The following is a 17,066-nucleotide window of genomic DNA, read 5'->3' on the forward strand; positions in this document are numbered from 1 at the left end:
CGACTTCCGCGCGGTCAACCCTCATGCCCGGTGACCCACTCGAAATTCAACAGAGCCTTCTTCCTGCATGTTGTCCCTGACCTGATGTTCTCGCCCGCGAGGGAGGCGGCTGACCGCCGTTCCATTGTGCCGGTGGCTTAGCGGCGCGCCGCGATGCTGGCGGCAGACGCGCTGGCGGAGCTGGCCGGCGGGGACAGCTTGAACACGGCGCGGAGGATGAAGTGCGACAGCGCGGCGTCGAGCGGCTCGTAGACCAGAGCGCCGAACATCAGGCCCAGGCCGAGCGAGGACAGCAGCAGCACGGCGAAGGCCGTCATGCCCATCGCGGTCTGCGCATCGAGGCCGGGAGCGATGGCCTGCGCCGCGGCGATGAAGGCGTGCGCCGAGCTGAGCGCGATCCAAGCCTTGAAGAAGGTGGCGGCCAGGCCGGCCATGATGGCGGCGGAAGCGAACAGGCTGACGGCGACGACGCGAACGGTTCTCATGGGAGGCTCCTTGGTGGGTTGAGGGACTAGAAGAGGCGGTCGGGCGGCGGCGCGGCGTCGTCAGCGCGGCCGAAGGCCGGTGCGCCGTCGAGCAGCGACGACGCCGGCGCTGGTTCGGACGGCTGCGCGCCGCCGAAGGTGGTGACGGCCGCCGGCGGCGAGTGCCACAGCGAATGCTCTTGGTGCGCGGCGTGATGGGCGCCGGGCGCACCGAAGAAGCCGCCGTGCGAGGTCGCGGGAGAGGCGTTCGGCGAAGTCTGCGGATCGTGATCGGCCGCAGCGGTGATGTTGGCGCCGGTCAAGAGCGCGGTCGGCTGCTCGGGCGACGACGCGCCGCCGAGCCATGACGTGCCCGTCGTGGATGCAGCGGGTGAGGCACCCCAGACCGTGCCGGCCTGACGCGGTGTCGCGCCACGGCGAGCCTTCGACAGGACTGCCTTCTTGAGCCGCGTGGAGGCTGCGGCGGGTGCAGGCTGCTGAGCAGGCAGCTTGGCGTCTTGCGGTTTCGCGTTCGCAGCCTCGGAGCTGGATGAGCCCGGTGGCGCATCCGTCTCGCTGCGGCGCTCGGGGGCCGCGTCGCCGTCGCGCCGATCCGCGGCGCGGTCTACCTGCGTGCGCGCGTGGTCGCGAGCCGTCTGGCCAAGATCGCGAAGCCCGCGCTTGAGGCGTTCCAGCAACGAGTTCACGCACGGGCTCCTGTCGAAGGTCGAAGGGCCACTATGCCGGGCCGAGCGTTGAGCCGTCCAACGGAAAGGCCGGTGCTGCGACCCCCTGAAACCTCCGGTCGCCCAGTTTTTGGGCAAACAGACTTGGCTGGCGGCTGACAAGGACTTGCGCGAACGTCAGCACAGGTTGTCCACAAGAATTGTGGATGACTCTGGCGGTCGCCGGCACCCTTGAAGGGGCGAGGTCGCCTCGTATCGTGAACGCGTGGCAATCAAAGAGATGGAGCACGCGATGAGCGATCTGCACGATGACGAACTCGAGGTGATGGAGGGCTGTGAAGCCCCCGCCGTACCGGCGCGCGAGATCCCCGACGTGCCCTTCGGCGTGACGCGGGGCATGAGCAACGAGGATTACCACGGCGATCGCAGCGCCGTGTCGTCGACGCAGCTCAAGCGCATGCTGATCAGCCCGGCGCACTTCCTCAGCGGCCTCAACGAGCCCGAGGAATCGAGCGAGGCGCTGCTGTTCGGCTCGGTGCTGCACGGTCGGCTGCTGGAACCGGACAGCTTCGAGTCGCGCTTCTTCCCCATGCCGAAGCTCAACCGGGCGACGAAGGTGGGCAAGCAGCGCTACGCCGAGTGCCTCGTTGAGGCGGCGGGCCGGACCGTGTACCCGGTGGCCTGGAAGGAGCCCATCGAGCGGATCATCGACAACGCGATGGCGCACCGCCGCGCGCGCGAACTGTTCGCACAGGGCGAGGCCGAGGTCGCGCTCGTGTGGCTCGACGAAGAGACGGGCGTGAAGTGCAAGGTGAAGATCGACTGGTGGGCGAGCCCGCGCCAGCTCGTGGACGTCAAGTCGGCCGAGGACGTGACCTTCGACGGCTTCCGCAAGGCCTGCGGCCGCCTGGGCTACGCACTGTCGGCTGCGATGTACTGCGAAGCCGTCTTCCAGATCACGGGCGAGGAGCCCGAATGGGCCTTCGTCGCATGCGAGAAGGGGCGCCCGAACACGGTGGCGGTGTACCGCGCCACGCAGCGGCTTCTCGAACGGGGCAGGAGCGACTTCCGGCGTGCACTGCGCCGGCTCGCCGAGTGCCGGGCGCGCGGTCACTTCCCCATGCTGCAGGCGGACGGCGAGTGGGAGGACATCGACCTTCCGCCGTGGGCGTAGGCCACAGGGGCGCGAGCCCTTGTGTCGGAGCGCTCATCCGATGGCGGCGCGAATCAGCCTGCTCGGCTGGTGCGACGGGACTGCAGCCCTGAGCCGGAAGAACCCGCCATCGGATGAGTCGTTGAAAGGAGATCGCGTGAATTGCTTGAACCTGGTGCTGGCGCCGGGCTGCCGCGTCCGCATCGACGCGAACGCCGCGCGCATGTCGCTGCCAAAGGATGCCTGGTGTGGCCAGTTGTCGATGGAAGGCGTGCGCCTGAGTCGCACGCTCGAATCGATCCTGGACGCCACGGGTTTTCGGCCCTACGTCACCGAGGTGAGAACCGATGGCGTCGAGGTCGCCACGAGCTTCTTCGGCGATGGCATGTCCACATTGCGCATCCCGCGCACGGCGGTGATCGAGGTGACACAGGCGCCGGTCGCGAGCGCGCATGGAGGTCTCGCATGGGCTACCTGAATCCGTTGCTGAGGCTGCCGGCGGGTCGTGCGCTACTCGAGCTGCCCACCGCTGATCGCCTGCGCATCGCGAAGGTGATGCGCGAGCTGCGTGTGCAGGCGAACAGCGAGGCCGAAAAGTCCTGGAGCCGCCGCAAGGGATTCGCCGCGGCGTATTGGCGCGCGGTGTCCACCTACGCGCGGCACGTGGCGCATGCGCTGACGCGCAAGCCCGAGCGGCACGAGAAGGCGGACACCGACGTGGGTCGGCTGCTGCTGGATCTCGAGCGGGCCAGACTCGATGTGGAACTGCTGCTCGACGGCGCGCGGCGGTTGCTGCCTGAGGGGCAGCAACCCGAGGGCGCCGATGCACGACAGTGGGCCCGGGCGATGAAGCGGCGCGCCGATCAAGTTGCGCACGGCGAGGCCGCCCTTATGATGGGCGCGAAATCTGGGGAGCCAGCAGGATGTTGAACTCGATCGCGCGTTGGGTCCGAACGATTGGCCAGCCGTTCCCAGCGTCGGATGTCGTCGGGCAAGCAATGGCTGCCGATCGCCTCGGCCTCGAACTCGACGCCGGAGGCTGACATGCTCAACCGTCATTCATTGTTGGTGATGCTGTCGGCCATGCTGGGCGCGATGTTCTTCGCGTGGGTGTTCTTCGACAAGGCTTCCTTCCTCGATCACGGCTGGTTCGTCGTGGTCTGCCTGAGCGTGGTGCTGACGCCAATCGTGTCGCTGTTCGGCAAGCCCGACGGTTGACCGAGGCCGTGTCGTTCTTCCAGAAAGCCCTGGACGGCATCCGCGAGGACCTGGGCCATCCGGCAAGCCTGCTGCGCGCGCTGCGCGACCATCCCAGGCTCATCGCCAAGATTGCGGCCGACCCCGCTTCGATCGCGCTGTACAGCGTGACGCGCTGGGAGGAACTCGGAGACCACGCACCGACGAGCTGGCCGCGCCGCGAGCAGGGCGATCTGCAGGGCTGGCGCGCCGGCGAGAACGGCCGCTACGAGTCCTTTCGCGCGCAGCGTTCGGAGTACGCCGCACTGGGAGTGGAGCGGGTCAGCGCGGAATGGCTTTGCGACCTGTCGCAAGTGCACGGGTTCTCTTCCTCCAAGTCGCGTCTGGAAGACTTCGCGACCACCGATCAGATGGTGGAGCGAAACAGCCCCGAGCTCATCGCCGAAATCTCACACGAGAGGCTGCAGGCCAACCTGGCGCACAGCGAGATTCGTATCCTCCACGACTCGGACAGCTCGGATCACTTCGTTCGACGCGAGTGGGACGGTAGGGTCTTCCTCGTCAACGGCGGCGGCTCACACCACCTGGCTGCGGCCAAGTACATAGCCAGCCGGCTGGGCGTGCGCATCCCGCTCAAGGCCCCGTTGCACACCCATTCGCTCAACGCCGCGGCGCTGGCGTCGCTGAGGGGCGAGTTCGACATGTTCGTAGTCGGGGAAGAGCCCTTCGCCTGGAACGCGTTCACCGATGCGATGGAAGCCTACAGGGCGACTTGGCTGTGGCATCCCCTGCCGCGGCCGCGCGACCGCGGCGCGCGGGCCGTCCTGCTGCCCAAGAGCGTGGGGCGGTCGCGGCGCGTCGCGGACGAACTGCGCGGCGCCGGCTTCGAGGATCTCGGCGCGCACCTGGCCGGCCTCATCGACCGCCAGGCGTCTCTCGCGAGAACGAGCCCATGAGCACAGGGCTCGCGACCATCCAGCTGTCCGCGTTGCGACGGGCGGTCTTCATCGCCAACATGTCGCCGCGCAACGCGGCCTACGACTGCGTCGCGTGGTCCGGCGGCGTCCACACCACCAAGCGCGGCGCGTGGCGCATGGTTCGCGGTGGCCAGGATGCCGCCAGCCAGCGCGTCGCCCCGAGGCCCAGGCCTTGAGCGGCCGGCGGCGATCCTCTCGAACTCGTCATGCTGGTCGACGTCGTTCTCCTGCGCGACAAGGGCATGCGGCTGCGCAAGGGCGAGCTGCAGCCGGCCGTGCGCGGCGAGCTCGAGCTCGGTGACGACAGCGGCTCAGGGCTGAGCTTCAAGCGGCCGCTGCGCGTGGCGCGCCTGTACAAGCGGATCGGCGTGCAGAGCCAGCGCCAGGACGCGCTGCTGCCCTTGTTCGACGCGCGCGTGATCCGCGTCGAGGACGACACCCTGACCATCACCGGCGTCGAGCTCAGCAGCGAAGGCGACCGCATCAGCGAGTTCGGCCAGGTGTGGCGCTGCACCGTGGCGCGCTGATCGCAAACCCGGCCGCACCGCGGCCTTGAAACCGGCGGCTTGCGCGGGATGCTGAAGGCCACTGTCAACATGACGGGAGCCTTCATGGGTCACAGCGAACTTTCCCACCTTCCCGGCGCGCATCCTCAGGGCGCTGCCCTCAAGTGCCGCATCTGCGGCTGCAAGCTCAACGCTGCCCAGGGCGACGATGCCGCGCGCGGCGTCTGCGCGGCCTGCGATCGGCGCCCCGAGGCTCGGCGGCTCGGCCAGACCCCGCCGGCGAGCGCCGGCGGTGCGGCGGCGCCGGCGCGGGCCTTCACGGCCGCCGAGCTGTCGCTGATCCAGCGCGTGCATGCCGTGATGCCACTGCCTCAGCTGCTGGCCATACTCAACGAGCGGCTGATGGCCGACCTGGGCCCGGACGCGGCACCGTACACGCTGGAGCAGCTGCACGCGACCGTCTCGGGCTGGTCGGGCGCGGGCACGCTGGGCCCGAACGACTGGGCCGCGACGCGCAAGTTCCTCGCCAACGCGCGACGCCAGGGCATCCTCGACCGGATCGACGACTCGGTGATCAACGCCTTCGCCGTCGTCTTCCAGCTCGCGCCCAAGCAGGTCCTCTTGCTCAAGGACGTTGTCCTGGGAGGATGATCAACATGAACAAGCACCAGGTCATCAACCGGCCGGAACTGGCCGAAGCGACGCTCAACCTCGGCGGCGAACCGCTGTCGCTCGCCCCGTACGCAACGACCGGGCTGCTCGGCCTGGCGGTGGGCCCGCGCGGGATGGGCAAGACCAACGCGGGGCTGCTCGTCGCCGAGCAACTGAGCGAGCAAGGCTGGGTGTCGGTGCTCATCGACCCCGAGAGCGAACTCGAATCGCTGTACGGCGACGCGGTGAAGAGCCCGGCCGACCTGACCAAGCGCCTGCGCGCACGGCGCGAGAAGATCCTGGTGGTCCGCGCCCTCGACGCGAGCGAGTTCGTGCCCTACGGCAACGCCATCCTCGAGGTTGCCGACGCCATGCGCAAGCCGATCCTGTGCGTGGCCGACGAGGGCCAGCTGTTCAGCCACCCGCGCCGGCGCAGCGAAGGCATCGGCGAGGCGGCCGACATCATCAACACGATCTGCGAACGCGGCCGCAAGCGCGCGCTCGACCTGTTCATCACTGCGCTGCGCTACACCGGCACCCTTCATCGTTCGATCTTCGCGAACAAGAACCTGACGCTGGTGGGCTGCCAGGAAGATCCCACCGTCTGGGCCTCGCTGGCGCCGCAGTTCCGCGGCACGCAGATCGAGTTCTCCGACCTGCAGGCGCTGGCGCCCGGCGAGTTCGTGATGTTCAGCCGGCGCGGCGTCGAGAAGGTCCGCATGCCGATGGCCGCGGCTCTGCAGCCGGTGGCCACGAAGGCGGCGCCGCCCAAGCGGGTCCTGCCTGCCACCTACAGCCAGTGGGCGCGCGCGATGGGCGAACTGCCGCTGGCCACCTTGGAGCGCCTCACGGACGACGTGGTCGGCGTGCTGGGCGCGCTGTCGGGACTGACGGCGCAGCAGCTGGTGGCCGGCAGCAGCGCGCTGCGTGACGAGATCGAGGCGAGGGCACGATGAGCGCGCGCGAGGACCGCGGTGCGGAAGCCGGTTCGATCGGAGTGCTGCCCGACTGGCGCGCCTTCGTCTTGGCGCACGGGCATGGCGCGCCGCTGCGCGCACTCGCTGCCGTTCTGGGCCGCGAGGCAAGCGAGGTCCAGCGCGTGCGCAACAGCGGTGCGTGCGTGCGCGGCGCGCCGAAGCGCACGTTCAGCGAGTTGTTCACGCTCTGGCATGGCCGGGCGCCGGCCGATGGCGACTGGCCCGTGCCAGAGCGCGGCGCGGCGGGCGGCTACGAGTGGCAGTTGCCCGAGCTGGCGCTGCTGGCCGCGCAGGTCGGCCAGACCGGCGTGCGCGAGCTCGCTCTGCTGCTCAGCGAGCGGCTGCGCGCGCTGACGGGCGACCCGCAGGCCTGCCGCACGCCGAGCGCGGTGCAGAGCCGGATTGCGCTGCTGGGCCTGCAAGCCCGCGACGTGGTCGGCGGCCTCACAGTGGCCGAGGCGGGCCGCGAGCTCGGCTCGCGCACCATCGTGCAGGAAGCGGTCAGGCACGGGCACCTCAAGCCGCGCAGGGTCGGCTCCGTGCTGGTGATCCCGCGCGACGAGTGGCAGGCCTGGAAGACGCGCCGCTCGGCGCCGCCGGAGGGCTACGTGCAACTCTCGACCCTCAAACCGATCATCTGCCCGGGCACGGACAAGCTGCCCGAGTACGCCGGCCTGGGCTACATCCCGAGCGCGGTGCGGTGCTTCCCGATGCAGGGCGGCGTGCCGTCGAGCTCGCGCGGCACCTGGTTCATCAGCCGGGAAGTCGCCGAGCAACTGCTCGCGGATCGACGGGCCGGGCGGCCGCTGCCCTGGTACGGCAAGCCCACACCGTCGAACCTGCGCGCGACCTTCCGGCTGCTGCAGCAGCGCCTGCATCCGGCGCACTGCCCGGAGTGCCGCAAGATCTGGGGCCGCGCCGGCGCGCCGAAGGACTTCGACGACTACGTCCGCCGCTACCCACCGCTCGACCACGGCGCCAAGCGCCACCTGACCCGGCCGTGGACGCCGGGCATGACGCTCGCCGAGACCGCGCGCCACTGCGACACGACCGCGGCGATGGTCAAGCGCGCGATCGACAACGGCGTGCTCGCTGCGCGGATCGTGGACGGCAAGCCCTACGTGACGCGCGCCGATGCCACGCGCTGGCGCGCCCGGCGCTGTCCCTCGGGCGAGGGCGCAAAGTCGTGGATCTCCCTGGACACCGCAGTGCGCTGCTACCTCTTCACCCGCAAGGAGTTGAAGGCGGTGGTGGCCGATGGCCGGCTGCGCTCGAAAGTGGGCACGGACGGCTCGATGCGCGGCAAGGTTTACGTGCTGCGCCACCAGTGCGGCGAGATCCGCGCGCGCGATGGCTTCGAGCTGCCGGATGCCGCCGCACGGGCCGGCGTGTCGGTGGGCCGCATGCGCGAACTGCTGGCCGGCGCGCACTGGCGCCAGGACGGAGAGCGCGTGCCGCTGGAGACGCTCAAGACGGTCATCAAGCGGCTGCAGTCCACCACCGGCCTGTCGCTGACCGACGCGGCGGCAGAGCTCGGCGTCGAGGTCGCGTGGGTGGCCGCGCGGGTCGAGGACGGCACGATCAGGCTCACGCTCGACAAGTGGGGCTCGCAGGAGCCGCGCGTGACGCCGCCGATGCTGGCGCGGCTTCGCGGCGCGCTGGGCCGAGCCGAAGGCGAGCGCCTGGAGCCCGAGGGCTGGTACGGCCTGGGGGAGGCCACCGCCGATGCCGGCGTGTCGCCGGCGACGCTGATGAAATGGGGCGACGCTGGCGAAGTCGAGCGGCGGCAGGTCAACGGTCGCTGGCGCTACCGGCGCGAGTCGCTGCGAGCGCGCGCGGCACGCTACTGGTCGGCGTGCCGGTTCAAGCGGGCGGCGCCGCCGGCGTGGCTGAACGCGGGCTGAGGATCGAGAACGGAGGTAGGCGCTGCGCCGGGCGTTGACCGGGCCCGGTTGCAGGGGATCATGGGTTCATGAACACCCTCCTGCAATCGCTGCTGGCGCGCGAACAAGCCCAGCGCAATGCCGACCGGGCCGCGCGCGGCGGCGAGCTCGCCGAGGCTGCGGACATCGTGGCCGCGCTGCATGCCGCCTACGCCCCGTTCCACGAGCAAGTCCAGGCGCTCAAGCTGCGCGGCGACTACGGCGCTGCCGTCAGCTTCGGTGATCGCGCCGAGCACCTGCGCAGCGTGGCCACGGAGAGCGGGCTGCAACTGCACCTGGGGTCAAAGCTCCTGCCGGCGTCGCTGCACCTGAGCGTGGTGGCCCGGCAGGGCGCGACGCAAGCGAGCATCCGCCTGTTCATCCAGCACCGGCACCCCGGCAAGGTCGAGGAACTGGCGATCTTCGGTGCCGGCCACAGCCCCGAGGACATGGTGCGGGCGCTGCTCGAGCAACTGGCGCGCCACGTGCACGACGACAGCCTCGCGGAGGCCGCGTGAGCGCCCCGGCGCGGCGGGACGCCGTGGGCGCGCTGCTGCGGCAGCACGGCTGGGTGCTGGTCGAAGGCGGCACGGCGCTCGCGACCAAGGTCTACCCCACGGCGGTGGGGCCGAAGGAAGCGCAGGTCTACCTCTCGCGCAGCCGCGACGACGATCCCAATCAGTCGCTGTCCGGCCAGTACTACAGCGAGGGGCGCAACATCATGTCGACGGGCGTGCTGCTGCCGAAGGCGGCTGCCGCGGCGGACGTCGAGCGGCTGGTGGCGCAGTTCGCGCGAGAGGCCGATTACGCCGTCGACGCCTCGTACGCGCGGGGGATCTGGCTGCGCGACCAACGCGAGGCTGAAGGCCTGCCGCGGCAGGCTTGAACCCGCCCTGGGGCGCAGGACCATGGTGTCCCAAACCTCTGGAGCAAGATATGGCGCGAGCAGTGCCCTACGCCCGAACCTTTCCCTGCAGCACCCTGGTGATCGACGGCACCACCGCCGGCGGCGAACTCGACAGCGATCCGCGGCTGTGGCGCGGCGCGCCCTATGCGCTGTTCGACGTCGAGGACCAGCACCACGTCACGCCGCGGCTGCCGGCGCTGTGGATCGCCCGGCTGGCGCTGCGCCTCGCGCCGGCTTGGGCTTTCGCCCTGGGCGCGCTGGAGTTCCGCCGCGACTTCACGCTCAACCTCGGCGCCGCGCTGATGGAGAGCTACGACAGCGGCCGGGACTGGGCCCACCGGATCACGGGCCGCCGGTTCGACAACGCGGCCTGACCAGGAGCCAGCCAGGAAGCGAAGCAAGTAGCGGCGGCACCGCGCTCACGGTTCGCGTTCTGCGAGCGCCATCCATTCGGACCAGCTGGGCCAGAACCGTGCGCGGCGGGACAGGATCGCGGGCAGCACGGCGCGCGTCGGAACGTAAGGCGAGGTCGCGCACGGCTGGACTTCCTCGCTGGCCAGCGCCGCCAGCGTGTCGTACGACTGCAGAAACTGCAGGGCCAGTTCCGGCGGCAGCACCATGCCCGGGCTGGAAGGCGGCGCGCTGCGGAGGTGGTGCGCAATGGCGCTGAGCTCTTCGGCGACGGTCTTGCGGAACGGCCGGCGCGCCAGTTGATCCACGGCGGTAGGGTTCGCCCACCGGGACAGCCACCGCGCCTGCGCCACCTCGCTCATGTCGCTGGACGCCTGCGAGGGCGCCCGGGCATGGGCGCGCATGAAGTCGAAGGCCCAGCACGCCGAAATCCAGAAGGGAACGGCTCGGCACGCCGCGCGCGGCAGCCGCGTGGCGTGCCAGGCCATCAGGTAGGCGTGAAGCGCCGGCGCGTGCTCGACGACGCAGCGGATGCGATGCCCGTCCGGCCGCTTGGCGTAGGTCTCGCGAAGCTTGTCCAGCCAGTCGCCGAGCTCGGCGTGCTCGCCGGCGCGCGGGACGTTGTAGGTACCGTGCGCCGCGCGGTAGGCCTCCAGCTCTTCGAGCCTGCGCCCCAGGTCGAGCAGCGCGCGGTGGGTGAGCGAGCGGCGCGGCGTCGCGCTGCGGCCGGCTTCCTTGAACGGGCCGCGCATCAGTCGTCCTCCTCATCGTCATCTTCCGTGGCACCCTCCGCCATCAGTGCAGCGTCCTCGACGCAGGAGCCGGTGGTCTGGATCGTCAGAGCCAAGCGCCCGAAGGCGTAGCGCACGAATCGCTCGCGGCCCTCCAGCGTCATGACGGCCACTTGCCCCGCGGAAGCGACATACGCGCGGGCGGCAGCGACGAGGATGTTCATGCGCGCAGGGAACGCCAACACAGCCTGTGCCGTGCCCAGAGAAGCATGGGCAGAGTGCTCGATGCGCAGGTCGAGCCGCCTACCGTGCAGGCGAAGGCTGGTGGCGCTCAGTTCGATGCGCGGTGGCTCCAGCAGCTGCGCGACACGCTTCTTGGGCGGCTTGGCGTGGAGCACGTCGGCAACCTCAAACCAATCGGTGGCGTCGGTCATGTCGAGCGTGTCGCAGGGTGTCGCGCCTTCACCGGCCAAAGGCGGGCAATCGCTCTGAGCGGTCAGAGGCAGCGTGCCACAGAGCCTCTGGCCGAGCATGACGCTCACGGTGTCGGCGTCGCACTGCAATAGCGGTCGCCAATCGCGAGGCACGCGGCGCAGTTCGCGCAGCAGCTGGCGCGCGTTGGCAGCGATGGCGATTCGCGGTCCGTGGTGATCGGCCGGGGTCGAGGTAGCAAGGGCGAACGGCCCGTAGCCCGAGGCGATGGTGAGGGCCGATCGGTCCTGGAAGATCCGCACGGAGCGTAGTGGCGAATCCCGCGGGCCGACCACGCAGGGCTTCACCTGGCGCAGCATTCGCACGAGCTCGCCTGCCGGCACGCCGTGAACCGCGCACCGCGCGGCCTGGCGGGCGTTGAGAGAACGCCAATCGGGATGGCAACCTTGCTCTCGAAGCGGTACGGGCTCAGTAGGCATGCTGTCCTCCGAAGGTCGAAGCGCGGCAGCGGAGCAGCAGGTTGAGCAGCGCCGAGCCGCTCACGAGCTCGACCGACGTGCCGTAGAGCGCCAGCCGGGTCAGCGGGCCGGTGCGGCCGCAGTGGACGAACAGGCCGCCGGCGTGCCCGCGCTCGCGGATCGCTCGCTCGAACTCGCCGACATGGCTCGGGTTCACCGACGCGCGGTAGCGCTTGATCTGGACCGCCCACGTGCGGCCGAGCGTGCCCGGGACCACGACGCGGCCGTCGATCCCACCGTCGCCGGTGTAGCGACGGTTGCGCAGAACGATGTAGCCGGCCGACTCGATGCCGCTGAGTACCACTTCCTCGAAGACGTGCGGGTCCACGGTGCGCAGGTAGGCGAAAGCGCGCGCGCCGGCGCCCTCGCCGCGGAAGCGCGCCAAGGTGGCGAGGATGCGGCGCGAGCGCGCGATGCGCCGCAGGTGGGAGGGCCGGTCGAGCAGGCGGACGGTGTTGAGCGCGCGGCTGACCAGGCTGGCCAGGCGCGGGAACCGCGGTGCCGGCGCACGCGGCGCGTGGGCGGGCTGGCTGGCGCTGCGGAAGGAAGGCGGCGCGAAGGAGCGGAGTGCGTGGCTCATGTCGTGTCTCCCCGGTCAGGCCGCGGCCGTGGGTTCGGGCGCCGCTTGGTCCGCTGGGGCGAGCTGCCGGGCGCGGGTGTGGGCGAGGCTGGGGCCGAGGTACGCGTTGCTCACCTCGGGACGGCCGTGGCCGAGCTCGTGAGCGATCGCGAGGCGCGCGCTGCGCTTGTTGTCCGCCTCGCTCTGGCCGCCGCGCACGGGCGACGGCTCGCCGGTGAGTTCCTCGTAGCGGTCGTTGGCGTGCTGGTGGCGCAGCCCGTGCGCCGTCACGCCCAGAGCAGCCTTCGTGATGCCGAAGCGCCGCAGGGTGTTGTAGAAGCGGTTGGCGTTCTGCGCCGCGGTCCGGCCGGGCTCGCCGACGTAGTTGCCCTTGGCGACGATCTTGAGCAGCCGGTCGATGAGCTCGACCTGCTCAGGCGTCTGCAGGGGAATGTCGCGCGGGCGGCCACCCTTGGTGCCGCGGTGCACGCGCAGGAAGCGCTCGCAGCCGGGGAAGTGCACCGTGTCGCGAGGGTTCGCCTCTTCGCGCGACTTCACCGCCTCGTGCGGCCGGAAGTGCCGCGCTTCCTTGGCGCGCAGCCCGAAGCGGTAGCAGATCTCCAGCTGCAGGCCGACCCACGGGTCGTGCGCCCGCACGTCGGCGATCTTGGCCTCGACGTCCACGCACTTGGCGATCCAGCTGCGGTCGGCGCGCGCGGAGCGGTCGCGGTGGATGTAGTGCGAGTCCTCGCCGAAGTAGTGCGCGACGTCGCGCACGAGCCCGGGCCGGCCGATCCAGGCGGCGTAGGTGCGCAGGAAGCTGAGGTAGTTGTGGACGGTGGCCACCGACAGGCCACGGTCGGCCCACAGGCGCGTCACCGCCAGCACCTGGCGGTTGGTCAGGTAGCGCGGGTCGGCGTCGGCGAAGCGGGTGTTGAAGCGCAGGTCATCCCAGAACTTGAAGTAGAAGCGCTCGCGGTCGAGCGTGGTCTTGTCGGCCACCACCTTGATCAGCTTCGCGTGCTGCTTGTTGTGCACGCGCAGGACTGCGTCCAGGACGCGCTTCCAGTCCCGGGTGCCCTTGGGGGCGTTGGCGATGATGGTCTGGGGGTCGGTGGCCGCGCCAGTGGGCGGCCGCCGGTGGTAGCCACCAGCCTTGAACGAACAGGTCTCCTTGTCGAGCGACATGTGAGTCTCCAATGACGGCCGGCGAGCCACTTCGGCCGAGTCACAGAGGGCGGACGCAGATCTCCAGCGCGCATGGGCGTCCAAGGCCACGCGCACAGGTCGAGGGTCATCGACCAACGCGCTGCCGACCCTCGTGCGCAGCGCGTCGCTTCCGTCGTTTCGGCCGCGCTCGCGCGCAACCAGGCGGTCGTTAAAAAAATCCAGTCCCAAGACCTGGCGGTGTGTTTCCACGCCGGCAAGCCTCCTGGCCCGCGCACCTCTTCGGATGCGCAGCGCCGAGCCCGGTCCATGCCGAGGCTCATCAGGGAAGTTCGTGGGTACCGTGGCTCCCGCCGGAAGATCGCTCCTGCCAACGGAGCGTCGCGGGGTCAAGGTCTTGAAGCCGGTCGCATGACCTCATAGGGGCTGAGGCGACGGCTAACCCTCAAGGGGTTGGCGACATTGACAACGGTGTAGCCGCGCGCAGCTCGAAGGCCGCACGCAAGGGGGCAACTGCCGCGCAGGCGCGCGCAGAAGCTGTTCAGACGAATCCGCTTGACGGATCGGAGATGGGGATCAAAGGCGGCACCGCGCTGGGCGCGGCAGGGCTCTTGAAGAGCCGGGGATTGAAGTGCAGGTCACGACTGCGAACGGTGGCTTGCGGGCACCACATTCCCGGCCTGCTTGCAAAGAGAGCTGTGGCAGGCAGCACAAGCTCAGGCGCGAGTTGAACCCATCGGCGGCGCGGCTGTCAAGTGCGCGGTGTTGACGAATGGAAATTGGTCTAGCAGTGATTCGCCTGTGAGCGAATTGAAAGTGGCGAGTCTGCGCGGGGTTGACTTCAACCCTTGCCCCCGTCTAGCTGTGTACGGCGAGCGTGTTTGCTCGAAGACGATGCACCCGAATCCGAGATCGACTCCGACTGAGCCGGCATGCGGCCGGCGTTCTGATGGGCGACGTCGTGCTCTCGTCGAAGTCTTAGACGAAGGAACGGGCCGCGCGGCACGTGATGTCGTGCTCTCGTGGCACGAGAGCACGACATGGGAAGGCGCGAGCGGCACTTTTCGGGGGTCGTAGCACCCGCCTTTCCGTTGGCGCGGATCGGATTTCGTCGCGATGCTTCGGGTCATCAAAGGCCTTCAACAGGAGCAAGCGCACATGGCAACGATCGTCAGGGCAATCGACGTGGGCTTTGGCAACACGAAGTACGTGAAAGCGTCGAGCGGGGGCAAGGTCGACTGCGCCCACTTCCCATCGATCGCGTTCGACAGCGTGCACGACAGCACCGGCGAGCCGCTTGGCGGCAATCGCAAGACGGTGTGCGTGCCGGTGGGCGGTCTCTGGTACGAAGTTGGGCCGGAGGTGGTGCTGGCCGCCGATGGTTTCATCGGCCGGAACTACCACGACGATTACATGAAGACCCCGGAGTACCGGGCCTTCATGGCGGGCGCGTTGCACCTCATGAAGGTCGAGCACGTGGATCTGCTGGTGCTGGGCCTGCCGGTCGCGCAGTTCTCCGCGCGGCGCGCTGAACTCGAGAAGGCGATGACCGGAACGTTCGAGGTAGGCAAGCGCAAGAAGGTTGAAGTGCGAAGGGTGCTCGTGGTGGCTCAACCGCAGGGCGCGCTGTACGCGACTTTCGGCAGCACCGGGGCCTCGGACAAGAAGCAGGGCAGGAATCTGCTGATCGACGCTGGCTCGCGGACCTTCGACTGGCTGGTGACACGCAACAACCGCGTCATCGGCAAGATGAGCCACTCGGTGAACCGAGGCGTCAACGACATGCTCACCAAGATCGCCGCCGCGATCGCGGCAGAGGTGAAACAGGACTTCCGCAACCTGGAGGCGGTCGACGAAGCGCTCAGGACCAAGAAGCCGCTGCGCGCCTACCAGCAGAGCTTCGACCTCTCGAAGTTCGACAGCATGATCCAGAAGATAGCCGACCAGGCGGTCACCGAGATCCAACAGCGCATCGGGTCGAGCGACGATCTCGAACACATCGTGCTCGTCGGTGGCGGGGCACACCTCTTCCAGGGTGCGGTCAAGCGCAAGTTCCCCGGCATCAAGATCAGCGGGGTCGCCGACCCTCTGTACGCCAACGTCCGTGGGTTCCAACTGATCGGCGAACAGTACGTGCGCGAGAACCAAAATCTCTTCGGAGACCAGGGGAAGGCTGGAAACGTCGCGATGGTCGAGGCCTGAAGGAAGCAGCCATGAACAGAGACGAGAGGCTGGTGGTCCAAGTCACCATTCGTGCCCAGGAGTTCCCGATCTTCTTTCGAGAGCTGAGGGACATGACGGCGAACAAGCAGCGGGCGAGCCTGATGGCGCGGCTGGCCTACTTCGGGTGGCTGCTTGAGCGAAACGGCGTGCAGTTGGGTGCCTCGCCGACGGCAGGGCCGACCGCGGACGGGACCGCACAACTGGTCGAGATCGGCGACGCTCCACCCATCGGCGAATGGCTCAGCGATCTTGGAGGAAGCGATGGAATCGAAGAACCAGGGGTCGGAACCCCTGCGACGTGAACTGGTGAGCGCCAGCGACCTGGCGCAGCTGGGCTACTGCGAGCGCGTCGTGCACTTGGACTGGCAGCACGGCCCGAAGCGTTCGCAGGCTCAAGCGGCCGCGCAAGAGCGCGGCAACCAGGCTCATGCCCAGTTCTACAAGGACAGCCTCGAGGTCGCGCGCGCAAGCCAGACCAAGGGCAAGTGCTTCGTGGCCACGCTGGCGCTGGGCGAATGCGAAGAGACCCGCGCGCTGAGGGCGTTCCGCGATCTCTACCTGCGCAGATCCGATGTGGGGCGGTGGTGCATCGGTGCCTACTACCGGCTGTCACCGGCGCTTTGCCGGGCGCTGCAGTCACGGCCGGTGGCGTTGGCCATCGTCAGAACGCTTGTGACGGCCGCAGCGCGCGCCGCCGCGCGTCTCGTGGAAAGGAGACTGGTGCAATGAGCGATACCGCAACCGGAGTGGCGCTGGTACTGGCGCTGATCGTCTTCGCGGCGCTGTACCTGCAGATCAAGAGCCGCGGCGCGAGCTACGAAGAGCCTTGGCTGCCGCGTGAGATCCGTGGCGCCGAGCTCGCGTACTCGGAGAAGCGCTTCGAGTCGAAGCGGCACGGCCTCGTCGCGCGCTTGGATCGGGCCTACCGCGGCGGCGGTGTGCTGCACCTGGTCGAACTCAAGACCCGCGACTACTACGCAGCACACGCTTCCGATGCCATCGAACTGTCGGTCCAGCGCATCGTGCTCGAGGAAGAGACCGGCGAGCACGTGTCGCCGGTAGCCTACGTGGCGGTTCAGAAGGGTGGCCAGGGGACGCCGCGGCCGATCCGGGTCGATCTGTTCGAGGAACAGGAGATCCTGGCGATGCGCCGGCGGCTGCTCGAGGTCCGCAGCGGCCGCGGCCGCACGCCGGCGCCGGCGGCCAGGCCGAAGGCCTGCGAGAAGTGCGGCCAACGCGCGACCTGCCTGCGCACGTTCGGTGAGCCGGGGCGGCTCAGCTGACCAGGCGCCGTCGGCGGCGCCGCTCGAGCCCGACCGGGCGGCCGACGGCGAGCAGAACGACCATTCCCCAGACCGATGCCACGATGAGCATGACGGCGCCTGCGCCCCACGGGATGAGGGTGGCGGCGAGCGCGAACAGTGCCGTGGTGGTCCAGATCAGGAAGCGGTCGCAGGCCTTGGCGATGTCAGCGAAGGCGGCCGCATCCAAGCGACGCAGGTAGTGCCGGTCGGACCTGGCGACGAGGTAGGACGCGAGGGCGGGAACAGCCCAGCGAGGAGCTCGAACTGGGCTTTCGCTCACG

General features: G+C 69.4%; 24 protein-coding genes. 17 read left to right on the forward strand and 7 right to left on the reverse strand.

Features of this window, described 5'->3' with window-relative positions:
- Positions 1-137: 137 nt before the first annotated feature.
- Positions 138-485 carry a hypothetical protein gene (locus D9C15_RS27565; protein ID WP_128002197.1) on the reverse strand — a complete coding sequence of 116 codons (348 nt, stop codon included), beginning with the start codon at positions 483-485 and terminating at the stop codon, positions 138-140.
- A 26-nt stretch (positions 486-511) separates the two neighbouring features.
- The gene (locus tag D9C15_RS27570) at positions 512-1,171 is read right to left on the reverse strand and encodes a hypothetical protein (RefSeq protein ID WP_128002199.1); all 660 of its coding nucleotides are present in this window, start codon (positions 1,169-1,171) and stop codon (positions 512-514) included.
- A 271-nt stretch (positions 1,172-1,442) separates the two neighbouring features.
- Between D9C15_RS27570 and D9C15_RS27575 the strand changes: the two genes are divergently transcribed.
- From D9C15_RS27575 to D9C15_RS27635, 13 genes are all read left to right on the forward strand, one after another.
- On the forward strand, positions 1,443-2,324 hold the full coding sequence (locus tag D9C15_RS27575) for a PD-(D/E)XK nuclease-like domain-containing protein (RefSeq protein WP_164886877.1): 882 nt from the start codon (positions 1,443-1,445) through the stop codon (positions 2,322-2,324).
- A gap of 145 nt (positions 2,325-2,469) precedes the next feature.
- Entirely contained in the window at positions 2,470-2,781 is a 312-nt protein-coding gene (locus tag D9C15_RS27580; protein WP_128002202.1) for a hypothetical protein, read from the forward strand.
- A complete protein-coding gene (locus tag D9C15_RS34220; protein WP_240668619.1) occupies positions 2,769-3,233 on the forward strand; it encodes a hypothetical protein in 465 nt (154 codons plus the stop codon). The genes D9C15_RS27580 and D9C15_RS34220 overlap by 13 nt, the downstream gene beginning before the upstream one ends.
- A gap of 51 nt (positions 3,234-3,284) precedes the next feature.
- Positions 3,285-3,521: a hypothetical protein gene (locus tag D9C15_RS27590; protein WP_128002204.1), complete on the forward strand. Its 237-nt coding sequence runs from the start codon at positions 3,285-3,287 to the stop codon at positions 3,519-3,521.
- Positions 3,518-4,456: a DUF6685 family protein gene (locus D9C15_RS27595; protein ID WP_205854924.1), complete on the forward strand. Its 939-nt coding sequence runs from the start codon at positions 3,518-3,520 to the stop codon at positions 4,454-4,456. Before D9C15_RS27590 ends, D9C15_RS27595 begins: the two co-directional genes overlap by 4 nt.
- Positions 4,453-4,653: a hypothetical protein gene (locus D9C15_RS27600; protein WP_128002206.1), complete on the forward strand. Its 201-nt coding sequence runs from the start codon at positions 4,453-4,455 to the stop codon at positions 4,651-4,653. The genes D9C15_RS27595 and D9C15_RS27600 overlap by 4 nt, the downstream gene beginning before the upstream one ends.
- A 30-nt stretch (positions 4,654-4,683) precedes the next feature.
- Positions 4,684-5,004 carry a hypothetical protein gene (locus D9C15_RS27605; RefSeq protein WP_128002208.1) on the forward strand — a complete coding sequence of 107 codons (321 nt, stop codon included), beginning with the start codon at positions 4,684-4,686 and terminating at the stop codon, positions 5,002-5,004.
- Between the two features lie 84 nt (positions 5,005-5,088).
- Entirely contained in the window at positions 5,089-5,634 is a 546-nt protein-coding gene (locus tag D9C15_RS27610) for a hypothetical protein (protein ID WP_128002210.1), read from the forward strand.
- Between the two features lie 5 nt (positions 5,635-5,639).
- Complete coding sequence (locus D9C15_RS27615) at positions 5,640-6,590, forward strand: ATP-binding protein (protein ID WP_128002212.1); 951 nt, start codon at positions 5,640-5,642, stop codon at positions 6,588-6,590.
- Positions 6,587-8,515, forward strand: coding sequence for a MerR family transcriptional regulator (locus D9C15_RS27620; RefSeq protein WP_128002214.1), 1,929 nt, complete (start codon positions 6,587-6,589; stop codon positions 8,513-8,515). The genes D9C15_RS27615 and D9C15_RS27620 overlap by 4 nt, the downstream gene beginning before the upstream one ends.
- A 68-nt stretch (positions 8,516-8,583) precedes the next feature.
- Positions 8,584-9,051: a hypothetical protein gene (locus tag D9C15_RS27625; RefSeq protein WP_128002216.1), complete on the forward strand. Its 468-nt coding sequence runs from the start codon at positions 8,584-8,586 to the stop codon at positions 9,049-9,051.
- Positions 9,052-9,074: 23 nt separating this feature from the next.
- On the forward strand, positions 9,075-9,419 hold the full coding sequence (locus tag D9C15_RS27630) for a hypothetical protein (protein WP_128002218.1): 345 nt from the start codon (positions 9,075-9,077) through the stop codon (positions 9,417-9,419).
- Positions 9,420-9,481: 62 nt separating this feature from the next.
- Positions 9,482-9,814 (forward strand): hypothetical protein, encoded by a 333-nt coding sequence (locus D9C15_RS27635; RefSeq protein WP_128002219.1) that lies wholly within the window; start codon positions 9,482-9,484, stop codon positions 9,812-9,814.
- Between the two features lie 45 nt (positions 9,815-9,859).
- Here the strand turns inward: D9C15_RS27635 and D9C15_RS27640 are convergent, their stop codons facing one another.
- The 4 genes from D9C15_RS27640 to D9C15_RS27655 are packed head-to-tail and all read right to left on the reverse strand — an operon-like array spanning position 9,860 to position 13,279.
- Positions 9,860-10,603, reverse strand: a complete 744-nt coding sequence (locus D9C15_RS27640; RefSeq protein WP_128002221.1) for a helicase associated domain-containing protein — start codon at positions 10,601-10,603, stop codon at positions 9,860-9,862.
- The gene (locus D9C15_RS27645) at positions 10,603-11,493 is read right to left on the reverse strand and encodes a hypothetical protein (RefSeq protein ID WP_128002223.1); all 891 of its coding nucleotides are present in this window, start codon (positions 11,491-11,493) and stop codon (positions 10,603-10,605) included. Before D9C15_RS27645 ends, D9C15_RS27640 begins: the two co-directional genes overlap by 1 nt.
- Positions 11,483-12,112: a restriction endonuclease gene (locus D9C15_RS27650; RefSeq protein ID WP_128002225.1), complete on the reverse strand. Its 630-nt coding sequence runs from the start codon at positions 12,110-12,112 to the stop codon at positions 11,483-11,485. The genes D9C15_RS27645 and D9C15_RS27650 overlap by 11 nt, the downstream gene beginning before the upstream one ends.
- 15 nt (positions 12,113-12,127) lie before the next feature.
- Positions 12,128-13,279: an integrase domain-containing protein gene (locus tag D9C15_RS27655; protein WP_128002227.1), complete on the reverse strand. Its 1,152-nt coding sequence runs from the start codon at positions 13,277-13,279 to the stop codon at positions 12,128-12,130.
- A 1,137-nt stretch (positions 13,280-14,416) separates the two neighbouring features.
- On the opposite strand from D9C15_RS27655, the gene D9C15_RS27660 reads away from it, so the two are divergent.
- From D9C15_RS27660 to D9C15_RS27675, 4 genes are read left to right on the forward strand one after another with little or no spacing between them, the layout of a single operon-like run.
- Positions 14,417-15,460: a PRTRC system protein D gene (locus D9C15_RS27660; protein WP_128002229.1), complete on the forward strand. Its 1,044-nt coding sequence runs from the start codon at positions 14,417-14,419 to the stop codon at positions 15,458-15,460.
- Positions 15,461-15,471: 11 nt separating this feature from the next.
- Positions 15,472-15,783: a hypothetical protein gene (locus tag D9C15_RS27665; RefSeq protein WP_128002231.1), complete on the forward strand. Its 312-nt coding sequence runs from the start codon at positions 15,472-15,474 to the stop codon at positions 15,781-15,783.
- The gene (locus D9C15_RS27670) at positions 15,743-16,210 is read left to right on the forward strand and encodes a CFI-box extended C-terminal domain-containing protein (RefSeq protein WP_128002233.1); all 468 of its coding nucleotides are present in this window, start codon (positions 15,743-15,745) and stop codon (positions 16,208-16,210) included. Before D9C15_RS27665 ends, D9C15_RS27670 begins: the two co-directional genes overlap by 41 nt.
- A 17-nt stretch (positions 16,211-16,227) precedes the next feature.
- The gene (locus D9C15_RS27675; RefSeq protein WP_128002235.1) at positions 16,228-16,764 is read left to right on the forward strand and encodes a PD-(D/E)XK nuclease family protein; all 537 of its coding nucleotides are present in this window, start codon (positions 16,228-16,230) and stop codon (positions 16,762-16,764) included.
- Here D9C15_RS27675 and D9C15_RS27680 read toward each other — a convergent pair.
- Positions 16,757-17,065: a hypothetical protein gene (locus D9C15_RS27680; protein ID WP_128002237.1), complete on the reverse strand. Its 309-nt coding sequence runs from the start codon at positions 17,063-17,065 to the stop codon at positions 16,757-16,759. The two genes, D9C15_RS27675 and D9C15_RS27680, sit on opposite strands and share 8 nt — an antisense overlap.
- Position 17,066: the final 1 nt, after the last annotated feature.

Source organism: Piscinibacter defluvii (assembly GCF_004011805.1).
Classification (GTDB): Bacteria; Pseudomonadota; Gammaproteobacteria; order Burkholderiales; family Burkholderiaceae_C; genus Piscinibacter; species Piscinibacter defluvii.